Here is a 15,018-nt window from a genome sequence, read left to right on the forward strand (position 1 = left end):
CCCAACCGACAACAAATGCGGCCCCGTCCTACAGGGCCGGGGGGCCTGCTGCGGTTTACTACGGCATCGGTTTTGCAGGGCGGGCCGTACCACAGGTCGACCCACCCCGCTACGGAAATCACCCCGACTCCTCTGAGTCCCCTCCTCCTCCGGGGTGAGCTGGTCCGGCCCTCCGTCCCGCGACTGGCATGTTGCCCCCAGGCCCAAAGCCTGGGGGCTCTTTTTTGGGCGCCTGCTTTTGCCTCCTTGCCACTTGTCCTAGGCGATGCCGGAACGCGCCTGTGGGCCTCGCCTGCGAAAACTGTAGGAGAAGGCAAACAGGTAAGGTCCCTCCTACCGGCGCTCTTGAAGGGCTCGGTCAACGCGGGCGCGTACGGCGCGATACCGTGTCTTCACACGCCGGATACAGAGGATGGTCCGGCGGCAAGACACAACACCATGGCCCGCGACGACGACTCCCCCCGTGACCCCGAGAGCAAGCGCAATGGCTCGGGCGCGGCGGCGCGCAGCGTGCAGCGGGACCGGCCGGGCGCCAGCTGGACGGCGCGGATCGGCCGCAGCGGCTACGGCATGGAAAGCATCCGCCCGCACCTGAGGGCCCAGCTCGAGCAGCAGCGGCTGTTGCGCCCTTCGTTCCCCGAGGACTACGGGCCCGACGGGGACGAAACCCGCAAGCCATGAAAAAAGCCCCCGCGGCGCCAATGCGCTTGCGGGGGCAGCCTTGGAGAGAACCGAAAGAGGGTTCGCCCTTCAGCGATCACTCATCTTCAATCAATCCCAGTGGCGGTTCTTCTTCCAGTGCTTGCCGCCGTGGCCGTGGCCGCCGTGGCTGCGCCAGTGGTGGCCGTGTTGGTGGCCGCCGTACGAGCGGTACACCGGGCCGTGCACTACCACCGGAGCCAGGTAGCCGTTGGGGTAGACCATCTGCGGCTGCGGCGCGTAGATGACCTGGGGTTGCGCGTAGACGACCTGCGGCGTCGCCACATAGACCGGCGCCGGCTGCACGATCACCGGCCGGTGGTTGCCCACGCCGACGCTGACGCCGGGTGCGGCATCGACGCCGACGGACCAATACACGTCCCTCGCCTGCGCACCGCCGGCGGCGGCCAGCCCGAGGGCCGCGACCGCGAGGGCCTTGGAAAACAGGGAACGGAACAGCATGTGAAATCTCCTGCAACGGTTTCAGGGGCGGCGAACACACGCCCTCTGTGCGTATTTAACGCTGCGGCTGGGGTGGCGACTACGGCTGCACGGTCAAGACCGTTGCCAGACGTAACCCCGTCGAGTTCGGGGTAACCCGAAGGGCCCACCTAGAATGCCCTTCAATATGACTTCCCCCGCCGAGAAAGACAGCGTCAAGCCCAGCAATTTCCTGCGCCAGATCATCGAGCGCGACCTGGAACAGGGCACGTACGCGCAGCGGCACTGGGCCGGCCACCCCGCCGACGCCGCCGCGCACCACGCCGGCTCCGCCGACCCGGCGCGCATCCGCACCCGTTTCCCGCCCGAACCCAACGGCTACCTGCACGTGGGCCACGCCAAGAGCATCTGCCTGAACTTCGGGCTGGCGCGCGACTACGGCGGCGTGTGCCACATGCGCTTCGACGACACCAATCCCGAAAAAGAGGAGATGGAGTACGTCGAAGGCATCAAGGACGCGGTGCGCTGGCTCGGGTTCAGCTGGGAGGCCCACGGCACCCGCCACCTGTACCAGGCCAGCGAGTACTTCGACTTCATGTACCGCGCCGCCGAATACCTGGTGGAGGCGGGCCTGGCCTACGTGGACGAACAGTCGCCCGAGGAGATGCGCGCCAACCGCGGCGACTTCTCGCGCCCCGGCGTGGACAGCCCCTTCCGCAGCCGCAGCATCGAGGAGAACCTGCAGCGCCTGCGCGACATGCGGGACGGCAAGCTCCCCGACGGCGCCGCGGTGCTGCGCGCCAAGATCGACATGGCCAGCCCCAACATCAACCTGCGGGACCCGGCCCTCTACCGCATCAAGCACGCCGAGCACCACCACACCGGCGACAAGTGGTGCATCTACCCGATGTACACCTACGCGCACCCGATCGAGGACGCGCTGGAGAACATCACCCACAGCATCTGCACGCTGGAGTTCGAGGACCAGCGGCCGTTCTACGACTGGCTGCTGGACCGCCTGTCGGAAGGCGGCCTGATCAACACGCCGCATCCGCGCCAGTACGAGTTCGCGCGGCTGAACCTCACCTACGTGGTCACCAGCAAGCGCAAGCTCAAGCAGCTGGTGGACGAGGGCCACGTGAGCGGCTGGGACGACCCCCGCATGCCCACCATCGTCGGCCTGCGCCGGCGCGGCTACACGCCCGAGAGCCTGCAGCTTTTCAGCGAGCGCATCGGCGTGAGCAAGGCCAACGGCTGGATCGACTTCAGCATCCTGGAAGCCGCCCTGCGCGACGACCTCGACCCCAAGGCCGCCCGCGCCATGGCGGTGCTGGACCCGGTGAAGCTGGTGATCGAGAACTGGGGCGAGGTGATGGGCGGCGACGACGTGCTGGACGAATGCAGCGCGCCGGTGCACCCGCACGACGAATCCCGCGGCCGCCGCAAGTTCATGTTCGGGCGCGAGCTGTGGATCGAGCGCAGCGACTACGAAGAGACGCCGCCCAAGGGCTTCTTCCGCCTGTTCCCCGGAAACAAGGTGCGCCTGAAGTACGGGCACGTCATCGAGTGCATCGGCGCGGACAAGGACGCGAACGGCGCGGTGACGCAGGTGCGCGCCAAGCTGGTCCCCGACACCAAGAGCGGCACGCCGGGCGCGGATGCGGTGAAGGTGAAGGGGAACATCAGCTGGGTGGGCGTGGCCGACGGGCTGAGGGCGGAAGTGCGGTTGTATGACCGGCTGTTTGCCGTGGCGCAGCCAGATACGGGGGAGAAGGACTTCCTGGAGGAGCTGAATCCGGAGTCGTTGAAGGTGGTGACGGCGTATCTGGAGCCGTCGCTGGCGTCAGCGAAGGGGGATGAGAAGTTTCAGTTCGAGAGGCATGGGTATTTTGTGGCGGATCGGGTGGAGCATCGTGAGAACGGGATACGGCCTATCCTCAATAGAGTCACGGGGCTGAAGGATAGTCGTCCCAGATAACTAAAAAGCAGAGGAAGAAGACATGCAGCAAGGGCCGGTTTCCGCATTTTTTGCCTACGCGTCGGCGCCGACATCTGTCGGCCTCGCAATCGAAAGCTCGATTCTTCAACTTCAGGTCAGGCGCCCCAATCTCACTGCGAAGAGCTGGCGGAGCTTGGATATCGGAGGCAAAGAAATCTCCGCGGCAATCCTCGAACACATCGGGCTATCAGATGTACTGGTAGCCGACGTGACCGTATTGAATTGCAACGTTTTATTCGAGATCGGTTTTGCAATCGGCAAGCGAAAGCGGGTGTTTCTTGTTCGAAACTCGTCAATAAAACAGGACGAACTCGCAGGAGTGCTCGGGATCATTGATACCTTAGGGTACGTGAACTATGACAACGGAGAGGCCCTATGCGCTCACATCACCAGCATCAACAGCATAGACCCGCTCACGGTCCCAAGCCAAAAGGATCAAAAAGCCCCTCTCTATATCAATGTTGGAAAACACAAGACCGAGTTTGAATCAAAAATTATCTCAGCCATCAAAAAGCTGAGAATTTACTTTCGCCAATTCGATCCCAACGAAACGCCGCGTCTATCTGCCATCGAGGCAATCCGTGAGGTCTCCGCGTCCAACGGCGTCATCGTCCACTTCTTGCCTCCAGAGATCGATGAGCAACGGTTGCACAATCTCCGCGGCGCCTTCATTGCGGGCCTTGCCTATGGACTGGAGATCCCCTATCTATTCATCCAATCTGGCGTTGATCAGACTCCTATCGACTATAGAGACCTCGTCGACGTCTGCCTCCACCCAGATCAGTATGGGGAGCTTGTCTCCAAGTTTGGCCCTAAAGTAGTTGAAGCACTTCAACAGTCGATTACTTTCTCCAGTCACACCCCAAGCACTCAACTCGAATCCCTAAACCTTGGTGCTTCATCGGCTGAAAACGAACTGGCGCACCTCGGCGGGTATTACTTGGAGACTGATGCATTTCTTCGGGCGAAGCGAAAAGAAGTCAGGCTTGTTACTGGTCGAAAGGGCTCCGGCAAGACAGCAGTATTCTTTCGCTTACGAGATCAAATTAGATCAAATCGTGAGAATGTCGTCTTGGATCTCAAGCCCGACGGCTATCAACTTCTTAAGTTCAAGGATGCGGTGCTAACAAGCATGGCCGGAGGTACTGTCGAACACACGCTGACCGCGTTTTGGGAGTACCTCCTAATGCTAGAAATTTGCTACAAAATCTTGGAGAAGGATGAAGAGAATCACAAGCGCGATCAGAAACTGTTTGAACCCTATCAACGGCTGCGCGCTTTATACGAATCCGATGCGTATGTGAGAGAAGGCGACTTTGCGGAGCGACTCAGCCAGATGCTCACTCACATCAGCCAAGACTTCGTCACGCAGTTCGGGAGCGTTCGAGAAAGCGTCGCGCTGACGGGACAGCAGCTGACGGCGCTTTTGTATCGGCACGACGTTGCGAAGCTGAGAAAAGAAGTCCATTCCTATTTGCAGTTCAAGAAAGAACTGTGGCTTCTATTTGACAACCTGGATAAAGGATGGCCCACTCACGGTCTCCGAGCAGAAGATCTGGTGATTATTCGTTCGCTCCTTGAAGCGACGAGAAAGATTGAACGGGAACTGCGAAACAGGCAGATCGAGGCCCATTCGGTCGTCTTTTTGCGTAATGACGTTTACGAACTTCTAATCGAAGAGACGCCTGATCGGGGTAAAGAGACACGCGCGAATGTTGATTGGACGGATGCTGACTTGCTCCGGGAGCTAGTTCGAAGGCGCATCATTTTCAGTGAGGAACTCGACACAGAGCCAAGCTTCGAGGTATTGTGGCGCCAACTCTTTGCCCCATATGTTTTCGGCGAGGAAAGTTCGCAGTTCTTACTTGACCGATGCCTCATGAGACCTCGGTGTCTAATCGACCTGATCAATCACTGCAAGGGGTATGCGATCAATCTTCGACACATGAAGGTATTGGAGGACGACATCGAGAAAGGCGTCCGAGCGTACTCAACAAATTTGTTGTCAGAGATCAGCCTTGAAATTCAAGACGTCTTCCCGAAGTACAAAGACGTTCTGTACGCTTTTATCGGTTCGACACGCTCGCTCACCGCGCAGGATGTTCGATCAACATGTACTCAATTCCACGTCGAAGACAATGATGTCGACAATGTCATTGATCTTTTGCTGTGGTTTGGATTTTTAGGCGTCGCACTCGATGCGAGACAGACCAGGTACATCTATAACGTTAACTACGACATTAAGATCTTGAGAGCAATGGCCAAGAAGCGGGAATTAAACGGCGTAGCGTTTCAGATCAATCCGGGGTTCTGGGCAGGCCTAGAGATCCAGTAGCCAACTTTCGCCAGGGAGACGCCCGACGCGCCCACGTGTGAGGTCGTGAAGGTCCTTCCCTCACTGCGCGCTGAGCTAAAGTCCAAGTTTCCTCGGAGACCCCCATGGCCAAAGGCGAACAACGCAGCAACAAGATGGCGAAGAAGCCGAAGAAGGACACCTCTCCCCCGAAGGAGTCCTCTTCCACTTCGGACCGTCCCCTCCCCCCGACCACCACGGTCATGCCCAAGGGCAAGCTGAAGAACAAGCAGTAAGCAGGCGGAGCCCAACGCTCTGGATCCCCGCCTGCGCGGGGATGACGTGGACGTGGGGATGACGGTGCGGCGTGTGGAATGATCCCCGCATGCCCGCTTCCCTCGCGTTCTCCACGCTCCCCCTCTCCCCCGCCACCCTCGCCAACCTGGACCGCCTCGGCTACGCCGAGATGACGGCCATCCAGGCGGCTGCGCTGCCGCCGGCCCTGCTGGGCAAGGACCTGATCGCGCAGGCCAAGACCGGCAGCGGCAAGACCGCCGCCTTCGCGCTGACGCTGCTGGCCAACCTCAACCCGCGCCGTTTCGCGGTGCAGACGCTGGTGCTGTGTCCCACGCGCGAGCTGGCCGATCAGGTGACGGCCGAGGTGCGGCGCCTGGCGCGCGCCGAGGACAACATCAAGGTGGTCACGCTGTGCGGCGGCGTGCCGCTGCGCGGGCAGCTGGCCACGCTGGAGCACGGCGCGCACATCGTGGTGGGCACGCCCGGCCGCGTGATGGACCACCTGGACCGCGGCAGCCTGCAGCTGGACGCGCTCAACACGCTGGTGCTGGACGAGGCCGACCGCATGCTGGACATGGGCTTCTTCGACGACATCGCCAAGGTCGCCCGCCAATGCCCGGCGCAGCGGCAGACGCTGCTGTTCTCGGCCACCTACCCGGAGGGCATCGCCAAGCTGGCTTCGCAGTTCCTGCGCGAGCCGGTGACGGTGAAGGTCGAGGCGCAGCACACCGGCGCGGCCATCGAGCAGCGCTGGTACGAGGTGACCGAGCGCGAGCGCCTCCCCGCCGTCAGCCGGCTGCTGGACCACTTCCGCCCGGCCAGCACGCTGGCCTTCTGCAACACCAAGGCGCGCTGCCGCGAGGTGGCGGCTTCGCTGCAGGCGCAGGGCTTTTCCGCGCTGGCGCTGTTCGGCGAGCTGGAGCAGCGAGAGCGCGACCAGGTGCTGGTGCGCTTCGCCAACCGCAGCTGCTCGGTGCTGGTGGCCACCGACGTGGCCGCGCGCGGCCTGGACATCGCCAGCCTGGCCTGCGTGCTCAACGTGGACGTGACGCCCGACCCCGAGGTGCACATCCACCGCATCGGCCGCACCGGCCGCGCCGGCGAGAGCGGCCTGGCGCTCAGCCTGGCCAGCCTGGACGAGATGGGCGCGGTCGGCCGCATCGAGCTGCTGCAAGGCCAGGAGAGCACCTGGCATCCGCTGGCCGAACTCACGGCGCCCGGGGGCGGGCCGCTGGTGCCGCCGATGGCGACGCTGCACCTCCAGGGCGGCCGCAAGGAGAAGATCCGCCCCGGCGACGTGCTGGGCGCGCTCACCAAGGACCTGGGCTACACGCGCGAGCAGGTGGGCAAGATCGACGTCAACGAGTTCTCGACCTACGTCGCCGTGGAGCGCGGCATCGCGCAGCAGGTGGCGGCACGGCTGAACGCGGGCCGCGTGAAGGGGCGCAGCGTGAAGGTGCGCGTGCTGGACGACAGCGAGTCGGGCGACTGAGTCCCGCGGTCCGCGATCCGGCGATGTCTTCCAGCGCCAACGCGGGGCCTGGCCAACTGCGCGTGGTGCATTTCGACGCGCAGCTGGTGGCCATCGCCAAGCCCGCCGGACTGCTGGTCCACGCCAGCGGGCTCGACGCACACGAGCCGTTCAATGCCCTCGACCTGCTGCAGGCGCAGTTGGGCGAGCGCCTCTTCCCGCTGCACCGCCTGGACAAGGCCACCAGCGGCGTCCTGCTCTTCGCGCGCAGCGCGGAAGCCGCCCGCGAGTACGGCAAGGCCTTCGAAGCCGGTGCCGTCGCCAAGCGCTACCTGGCCCTGGTGCGCGGCTGGCCACCCGAATCCGGCGAGATCGACTACGCCCTGGCCCGCGACCCCGAGTTGCCCTCCGCGGGCCAGCCTCGCGTTTCCGCCCTCACCCGCTACCGGCGCCTGCGCTGCTTCGAATGGCCGTTCAGCGTGGACGGCCGGCACCCGGCCAGCCGCTACGCGCTGGTGGAAGTGGAGCCGCTCAGCGGCCGCCGCCACCAGATCCGCCGGCACTTCAAGCACATCGCGCATCCGCTGGTGGGCGACACCACGCACGGCAAGGGCGCGCACAACCGGGCGGTGGCGGCGCACCTGGGCGCAAGCCGGCTGTGGCTGCACGCGGCCAGCCTCACGCTGCCCGGCGGGCTGCGGATCGAGGCGCCGTGCGGGCCCGAGTGGGATCAGCTGACCCGCCCCGCATGAGCCACCGCGAGGGTGGTGCAGGAATGAACTACGCCATTTGTCAGTCGCGCCCGACAGCAGGCCCGGCCCGAGCCGCGATGCTCGTCCCATGAGCATGAACATCCCCTCGGGCGGCGCACGCGCCGCGTCCTTCGGTGCATTGGCCGCCGTGGCCGCGGCGGGCAGCGCGTTGTGGGTGGAGCGCCAGGCGCGCGCCGCCGAGCGCCGGCACCAGGCGCCGCACAACCTGGTCTACATCGACGGCACGCGCCTGCACTACCGGCTGGTGGGCGAAGGCCCGCCCGTGATGCTGGTGCACGGCAACATGGTGGACGGCGCCGACTTCGAGGCCAGCGGGCTGGTGGACCGGCTGGCCCGGCGGCACCAGGTGCTGGTGATCGACCGGCCGGGCTTCGGGCACAGCGATCGCCCGCGCGGCGTGGTGTGGACCCCGGCCCGGCAGGCCCGGCTGTTGCACCAGGCCGCCCAGACGCTCCACGTGCACAGGCCTGTCGTCGTCGGCCACTCGCTGGGCACGCAGGTGGCGATGGCGATGGCGCTGCAGGACCCCGGCAGCGTGGCCGGGCTGGTGCTGGTGGGCGGCTACTACTGGCCGAGCCTGCGGCTGGACCGCTGGATGGCGTTGCCGGCGGCCGTGCCCGTGCTGGGCGACGTGCTGCGCTACACCACCGCCGCCTGGACCGCCCGGGCCACCCTGGACATGGCGATCCGGGCGATGTTCGCGCCGGCCCCGGTGCCCGAGCGCTTCCGCGAGCTGCTGCCGCGCGAGATGCTGCTGCGGCCCCTGCAGCAGCGGTCGGCGGCGGAGGATGGCCGCCACATGGTTCCCCAGGCGCGGGCGCTGCGAAAGCAGTACGACCGCCTGCGCACACCGCTCACGCTGATCGCCGGCGCGGAAGACCACATCGTGTCGCCGCGGCAGTCCGAACGGCTGCACCACCAGCTGCCGCACAGCCGCCTGCGCCTGCTGGCGGGCGTGGGGCACATGGCGCACCACCACGCCCACGAGCAGATCTGCACGGCCATCGACGAGGCCCTGGCGAGCGGGCAACCCGGGCTGGTGCAGCCGGGCACGGTAGCGGCCGTCGAGCGGACGGCTCCCGCGGCGTCCGCGCAGGCCGGCTCGCCACCCGCCGCCGCCGCCTCGCTGTCCACGGCCGGATATTGACCTGCCCGCCTGCCGGGCGCGCCCAGGCGGCCGCCCGGAGGGAATAGGCACATTTGCCCGCCGTTGTCTGCATCAAGATGCAGCCGGCGCGACAAATGCACGCGGACGGGGGCCTGGAGCAACTTCCTCCGGGCGGGCTCGTCCTGCGTAACGCAACCGACGGCAACCGACGTCCGCCAGCCCAGCCGGATCGTTTCTAATACGCCCGCACAGGGGTCCGGTTGAGCCGGGCCCAGGGTGCCGGCCTGCACAAGCAGGCGCGGCGGCGCACCGCGGAAAGCGGATCCGCGTCCCCGGCCCGGAGGACTTGGACCGCACCCCACGAGGGTGCAGAGGATCGTTTGTTGCAGAGCACCTTCACCCGTTCGAAGATGGTTCGCGTGCTGGACCCGTGGGCGCCCGTGGAAACGGACGCCGCGGGCATGGACGTGGCCGAGCGGTTGAGCCTGTGGTTCGGACCGCTGGACGCGATCCGCCTGCAGGGCCTGCACCAGTCCCTGGCCGCGGCCGAAGCCGGCGCGCCCTCGAAGGCGGCCGCCCGGCAGGCCCAGCCCCTGGCCGACCACGTGCAGCGCGTGCTCGGCGTGCTGGCCAAGGCCGTCGCGCAGGACCCGCTGGCCCTGGCGCACCTGAAGCCGGCCGACGAGGACTTCGGCTGGCTCCTCTACCAGCAGCGCCACGCCGAGCTGCAGCGGCAGTTCGGCCAGATGCTGGGCGCGCTGCGCGACCACGTGCGCCAGACCGTCTCGCGCGTTTCGCCCCGATTGCGGCAACTGGCCCTCCTGGACGCGGCCTTCGAGGAACTGCTCGCCGACCGCGAGCAGGCGCTGCTGCCCACCACCACCACGCTGCTGGAGCGCCGCTTCCACCAGCTTCGCTCGTCCCACCGGCAGGAGCTCGAAGCCGCCGGCGAGGCCGACGACCCCGGCCAGTGGACCCAGCCGGGCGGCTGGCTGGCCACCTTCACGCAGGACTGGCGCCAGGCCCTGCTGGCCGAGCTGGACCTGCGGCTGGAGCCCGTCGCCGGCCTGGTCGACGCGCTGCGCCAGGACATCGAACCCGGATCCCCGACCCCATGAACCACCGTTTCTTCACCATCGCCTTCTGCATCGGCCTGCTCGCACTGGGGTGGGTGGGCTGGAGCTTCGTCGGCACCAGCTGGCTGGCCCTGGTGATGACCGCGGTGATCGCCGCGGTCTACCTGGTGGGCGCGTTCGAGCTGCGGCAGTTCCGCGCCACCACCACCGGCCTGCGCGGGGCGCTGGAAGGCCTCAAGGAGCCGCCCGCGGCGCTGGCCGACTGGCTGGATCGCGTGCCCGCGGCCCTGCGCCCCGTGGTGCGCTCGCGCATCGAGGGCGAGCGCAGCGGCCTCCCCGGCCCGGCGCTCACGCCGTATCTCGTGGGCCTGCTGGTGATGCTGGGCATGCTGGGCACCTTCCTGGGCATGGTGGTCACGTTCAAGGGCGCGGTGTTCGCGCTGCAGGGCTCCACCGACCTGCAGGCGATCCGCTCGGCGCTGGCCGAACCGATCCGCGGCCTGGGCCTGTCCTTCGGCACCTCCGTGGCCGGCGTGGCCGCCTCCGCCATGCTGGGCCTGATGTCGGCCATCGGCCGGCGCGAACGCCTGGAGGTGGGCCGCCTGCTGGACACCCGCATCGCCTCGGTGCTGCAGCCCTTCTCCCTGGCGCACCAGCGCCAGGAAACCGTGCGCGCGCTGCAGGCGCAGGCGCATTCGCTGCCCGAGGTGGTCACCGCGCTGCATGCGGTGATGGACCGCATCGAGCGCCGCAGCGAGCAGCTGGACGCGCAACTGCTGGAGCGGCAGGCGCAGCTGCAGCGCGACGTCACGCTGGCCTATTCGGCGCTGGCACGCAGCGTCGGCGATTCGCTGCAGCAGACGCTGGCGGCGAACGCGAAGAGCACCGGCGAGACGGTCAAGCCCATCGTCGAGCAGGCGATGACGCACGTCGTGGCCGAATCGCAGCGCCTGCACCAGCGCCTGGGCGAAGTGGCGCAGGACCAGGTGGACGCGCTCACGCAGCGGTTCACCGCCGCCGAGCAGCAGCGGCTCGAGGCCTGGACCGGGGCGCTGGAGCAGCGCGCCAACCAGGTCACCGACCGCGCGGGCGCGCAGTCGCGGCAAGCGCTGGAGCAGGTGTCGCGGCTGCTGGACCAGTCGCAGCAGCTCGTGGCTGCCCGCGCCGAGGCGGAAGCGCGCTGGCTGCAGGAGCACGGCGAGCGCATGGACAAGCTGGCCGTGCTGTGGCGCACCGAACTCGGCGCGCTGCGCACCGAAGAGAGCCAGCGGGGCGATGCCGCCGTGCAGCGCCTGGACCAGGTCACCGAACTCTGGCGCACGGAACTCGGTGCGCTGCGGAATGAAGAAAGCCAGCGCGGCGAAGCGGCCGTTCAGCGCATCGACCGTGCCGCGGAACTGTGGCGCAGCGAACTGGGCGCGCTGCGCCAGGAAGAAGGCCAGCGCGGCGACGCCGCGGTGCAGCGCCTGTCCGAGCTGCAGGCCGCCGTGGCGCAGCACCTGGCCACGCTGGGCGCCGCGCTGGAGGCGCCGATCACGCGCCTGCTGAACACCGCCGCCGAAGTGCCGCAGGCCGCGGCCGGCGTGATCGGCCAGCTGCGCCAGGAGATGAGCCGCGTGGCCGAGCGCGACAACCTCGCGCTGCAGGAACGCACCGTGCTGCTGGAGCGCCTGACCGCGCTGGTGCAGTCGCTGGAGCAGGCCGCGGGCGAGCAGCGCGCGGCCGTCGAGGGCATGGTGGGGTCGGCCACGTCGGTGCTGGCGCAGGCGCAGGAGCGCTTCGCGAAGACGATGGAGACGCAGGCCGGCCAGGCCGCCGAGATGGCGGCGCACGTGAGCGGCAGCGCTGTCGAGATGGCGAGCGTGGCCGAATCGTTCGGCGAGAGCGTGCGTCACTTCCAGGCCAGCCACGACAAGCTGAGCGACACGCTGCAGCGGGTGGAGACGTCCCTCACGCGGTCCACCGCGCGCAGCGACGAGCAGCTGGCCTACTACGTGGCGCAGGCGCGCGAGGTCATCGACCTGAGCATCGCCTCGCAGCAGGGCCTGGTGGAGAGCCTGCGCCAGCTGCAGGGCAAGGCCCGCAGCGCGCCGGTGGCGGAGAGCGTCGCGTGATCGAGATGGACGACAGCGACGCGGCCGCGCAGGAGGTCGCGCCGGTCTGGACGGTGTTCGCCGACCTGATGGCCGGCCTGGTGGGCGCGTTCGTGCTGGTGCTGGTGGGCGTGCTGGTGGGCCAGATGGACCTGGTGGCCACGCTGCAGGTGGAGATCGAGAAGCGGCGCATCGAGGAGCAGCGCCGCATGGCGCTGGAGAAGGCGCTGGCCGTGCCGCTGGCCACCGGACGCATCACCGTGGACAACGGCCGCATCGGCATCAGCGGCAGCGTGCTGTTCGCCGTCAACTCCGACCAGCTGCGGCCCGACGGCCGCCTGCTGCTCAAGAGCCTGGTGCATCCGCTCAAGGTGTACCTGGGCGAGCGCAACGAGCTGCTGATGGTCAGCGGCTTCACCGACGACAAGCCCGTCTCGGGCGGCAACCGCCGCTTCGACGACAACCTGGAGCTGTCGGCGCAGCGGGCGCTGACGGTGACGCGCGTGCTGGTGGAAGAAGGCATGCCGTCGTCGCAGGTGTTCGCCGCGGCCTTCGGGCCGGAGCAGCCGGTGGCGTCGAATGCCAACGAGCAGGGGCGCGCGCTCAACCGCCGCGTGGAGATGGCGCCGGTGCCGCGGGTGCAGGCGGCGAAGACCGCGCAAGCCGCGACGGCGACGGCGACGGCGACGGCGACGGCGACGGCGACGGCGACGGCGACGGCGACTCGATGAGCATGGAGGGGGCGCAGGGTTCGCAGGACGGGGCGGGCAGCCTGGCCGCCCGCGTCGCGGCCCTGCGCGACGGCGGCGGGTGGCGGGCCGACCCGGCGCGGTTCCGGTACATCGAGGCGCTGTCGGAGCGCATCCCGGCGCAGCAGGCGTCGGTGCGGCGGCTGCTGGAGGGGAAGCTGCAGGCGGCGCTGGACGACTACGCGCGGCAGCATCCGCAGCGCGAACCGGTGGGCGAACCCCGCAAGCCGGTCGTCGCGGCGGCGCGGCCCAAGGCGGGCTGCGCCCCGCTCGCGGAACTGAACGCCTACCTGCGCGATGCGACCGCGGCGCAAGCCGGCACGGATGCGGACGAAGGTGCGTCCGGCCGCGACGAACTGCCGAACGCCCGGCGCTTTCGCCAGTCGTGGGAAAGCGGCCGCACGCTCGACCGCATCGAACAGGCCATCTCCCGCACGCCGGCCAACGCCGGCCCGCTCAACTCGCACGCGCTGGTGTTGCGTTCACTGGGCCTGATGCGCGAGCTGTCCACCGACTACCTGCGCCGCTTCCTCGCGCAGGTCGAGACGCTGCAGTGGCTGGAGAAGGCGCGCGAGCAGTACCCGCGCGAGCAGGGGAAGGGGAAGGGCAAGCCGGGGAAGGCGGCGGCGCGCAATCGGCGCAAGAAGTAGGCGGGGCCCCGTCATTCCCGCGAAGGCGGGAATCCAGTGCATCCGCCTTCGCCCCCAGTGCGTCCGCCTTCGCGGACTGCCGAAAGCCCTGGGTCCCCGCCTTCGCGGGGATGACGGTGGGGGGAAACGAGCTCAGCTCGCCGGTCCCACGAGCGCAATCAACTCCTCGAAGCTGCGGATATGCACATCCGCCTCGGCCTTCTTCACCCCCGGCCGCAGCGACTGCACCGTGGTCATCCCCAGCGCCTTGCCAGCCTTGAGTTCCGACAGCGGGTTGTCGCCCACGACCAGCACCCGCCCTGGCGTGTAGCCGTACCCGGCCACGATGTCCTCGAAGATCCGCTGCTTGCCGACGTGCGGCTGCACGTCCACGGCGTCGATCACCACGCTGGTGAACCAGTGGGCGATGCCCAATGCATCCACCTTGGTCTGCTGCAGGCGCCGGAAACCCGACGTGACCAGGTGCTTGTCCACTGCCAGCCGCGGCAGGACCTGCAGGTCGGGGTAGCCCTTCAGCGGCTGCGTCACGTCCAGCTTGGTGAACGCCGCATGGCCCGCGTCGTACATCCACGGCGTGAAGCCGTAGCGCTGCGCGACCAGGTCCAGGGACGTGTACCAGCACTCCTCGAAAGCCTGGTGCAGGCGCTCCTCGGACAGGTGGCCGTGGTTGGCCTGCGCCATCGCCGCGAAGGCCGGCGCGAACAGCGCCTCGCCGGCCTCGCGTGAATCGCAGAGGCAGTTGTCGAGGTCGAAAAGGATGGCCTGGCAGGGCTGGGGCATGGGGACTTTCGCTTGCCCTGGAGCATGACGCCCGCGTCGGTGGACAGGCGTAGGACGGCCGCGATTGCGAAATCTGCCAGCCCCTCGCTTGCCGCCCGCACGCCCCGTCTCGACAATCCGCGCCATGCGAACACAGGGAAAGCGGACCCGCGAGAAAGCGCCTTCGCGCGACAGGCCGCATCGGGCGTCCACCCACCGCCCTGCCGCCCTTTCCAGCGGCGCCTGGCTGATCCTGCCGCTGATGGCGGGCTATGCGGCCGTGCTGGTGTGGGCAGTCTGGACGCAGAAGCTGCCGTGGTGGGTGCTCGCGCTGTCGCCCGTCGTCAACCTGCTGGCGTTCTTCGCCTACTGGCAGGACAAGTACGCGGCCGGGCGGGGCGGCTGGCGCACGCCCGAAGACACGCTGCACTTCTGGAGCCTGGCCGGCGGCTGGGGCGGCGCCTGGTTCGCGCAGCAGGTGCTGCGCCACAAGACGAGCAAGCTGTCCTTCCGGCAGGTGTACTGGTTCACGGTGGCCGCGCACTGCGCGGGCCTGGGCTACTGGCTCCACCTTCACCTTCCGGGCGGGTGAACCCCCCGCCAGCGCCTC

14 protein-coding genes are annotated in these 15,018 nt (G+C 67.7%); 12 read left to right on the plus strand and 2 right to left on the minus strand.

The annotated features are described in order from the left end of the window. The first annotated feature begins 438 nt into the window (after window positions 1–438). Window positions 439–681: a hypothetical protein gene (locus tag ASG30_RS15605; RefSeq protein ID WP_055898585.1), complete on the plus strand. Its 243-nt coding sequence runs from the start codon at window positions 439–441 to the stop codon at window positions 679–681. A 90-nt stretch (window positions 682–771) separates the two neighbouring features. Here the strand turns inward: ASG30_RS15605 and ASG30_RS15610 are convergent, their stop codons facing one another. Next, window positions 772–1,161 (minus strand): hypothetical protein, encoded by a 390-nt coding sequence (locus ASG30_RS15610; RefSeq protein ID WP_055898588.1) that lies wholly within the window; start codon window positions 1,159–1,161, stop codon window positions 772–774. A gap of 166 nt (window positions 1,162–1,327) precedes the next feature. On the opposite strand from ASG30_RS15610, the gene ASG30_RS15615 reads away from it, so the two are divergent. The 10 genes from ASG30_RS15615 to ASG30_RS15655 all read left to right on the plus strand — a co-directional run bounded on the left by ASG30_RS15615 (window position 1,328) and on the right by ASG30_RS15655 (window position 13,649). Next, window positions 1,328–3,118: a glutamine--tRNA ligase/YqeY domain fusion protein gene (locus ASG30_RS15615; RefSeq protein WP_235579814.1), complete on the plus strand. Its 1,791-nt coding sequence runs from the start codon at window positions 1,328–1,330 to the stop codon at window positions 3,116–3,118. A gap of 22 nt (window positions 3,119–3,140) precedes the next feature. Then, window positions 3,141–5,474: a P-loop ATPase, Sll1717 family gene (locus tag ASG30_RS22620; RefSeq protein ID WP_156385570.1), complete on the plus strand. Its 2,334-nt coding sequence runs from the start codon at window positions 3,141–3,143 to the stop codon at window positions 5,472–5,474. A gap of 104 nt (window positions 5,475–5,578) precedes the next feature. Further along, window positions 5,579–5,728: a hypothetical protein gene (locus tag ASG30_RS22875; protein WP_200947305.1), complete on the plus strand. Its 150-nt coding sequence runs from the start codon at window positions 5,579–5,581 to the stop codon at window positions 5,726–5,728. A gap of 89 nt (window positions 5,729–5,817) precedes the next feature. Next, window positions 5,818–7,221, plus strand: coding sequence for an ATP-dependent RNA helicase DbpA (gene dbpA / locus ASG30_RS15625; RefSeq protein ID WP_055898598.1), 1,404 nt, complete (start codon window positions 5,818–5,820; stop codon window positions 7,219–7,221). 23 nt (window positions 7,222–7,244) lie between these two features. Continuing rightward, on the plus strand, window positions 7,245–7,952 hold the full coding sequence (locus ASG30_RS15630; RefSeq protein WP_055898602.1) for a pseudouridine synthase: 708 nt from the start codon (window positions 7,245–7,247) through the stop codon (window positions 7,950–7,952). An 88-nt stretch (window positions 7,953–8,040) separates the two neighbouring features. Continuing rightward, entirely contained in the window at window positions 8,041–9,120 is a 1,080-nt protein-coding gene (locus tag ASG30_RS15635; RefSeq protein ID WP_055898605.1) for an alpha/beta fold hydrolase, read from the plus strand. Between the two features lie 344 nt (window positions 9,121–9,464). Then, on the plus strand, window positions 9,465–10,199 hold the full coding sequence (locus ASG30_RS15640; RefSeq protein ID WP_055898607.1) for a DUF3348 family protein: 735 nt from the start codon (window positions 9,465–9,467) through the stop codon (window positions 10,197–10,199). Then, a complete protein-coding gene (locus ASG30_RS15645) occupies window positions 10,196–12,271 on the plus strand; it encodes a hypothetical protein (RefSeq protein WP_055898617.1) in 2,076 nt (691 codons plus the stop codon). The genes ASG30_RS15640 and ASG30_RS15645 overlap by 4 nt, the downstream gene beginning before the upstream one ends. 5 nt (window positions 12,272–12,276) lie before the next feature. Beyond that, window positions 12,277–12,981, plus strand: a complete 705-nt coding sequence (locus tag ASG30_RS15650; protein WP_055898764.1) for an OmpA family protein — start codon at window positions 12,277–12,279, stop codon at window positions 12,979–12,981. Further along, on the plus strand, window positions 12,978–13,649 hold the full coding sequence (locus ASG30_RS15655; RefSeq protein ID WP_082522132.1) for a DUF2894 domain-containing protein: 672 nt from the start codon (window positions 12,978–12,980) through the stop codon (window positions 13,647–13,649). The genes ASG30_RS15650 and ASG30_RS15655 overlap by 4 nt, the downstream gene beginning before the upstream one ends. A 132-nt stretch (window positions 13,650–13,781) precedes the next feature. Here ASG30_RS15655 and ASG30_RS15660 read toward each other — a convergent pair whose 3' ends face one another. Next, window positions 13,782–14,429 (minus strand): HAD family hydrolase, encoded by a 648-nt coding sequence (locus ASG30_RS15660; protein WP_055898623.1) that lies wholly within the window; start codon window positions 14,427–14,429, stop codon window positions 13,782–13,784. A 124-nt stretch (window positions 14,430–14,553) separates the two neighbouring features. Here ASG30_RS15660 and ASG30_RS15665 point away from each other — a divergent pair, with 124 nt between their 5' ends. Next, window positions 14,554–15,000, plus strand: coding sequence for a DUF1294 domain-containing protein (locus ASG30_RS15665; protein ID WP_082522133.1), 447 nt, complete (start codon window positions 14,554–14,556; stop codon window positions 14,998–15,000). Window positions 15,001–15,018 lie beyond the last annotated feature (18 nt).

Source organism: Ramlibacter sp. Leaf400 (assembly GCF_001424545.1).
In the GTDB taxonomy this organism is placed as follows: domain Bacteria; phylum Pseudomonadota; class Gammaproteobacteria; order Burkholderiales; family Burkholderiaceae_C; genus Ramlibacter.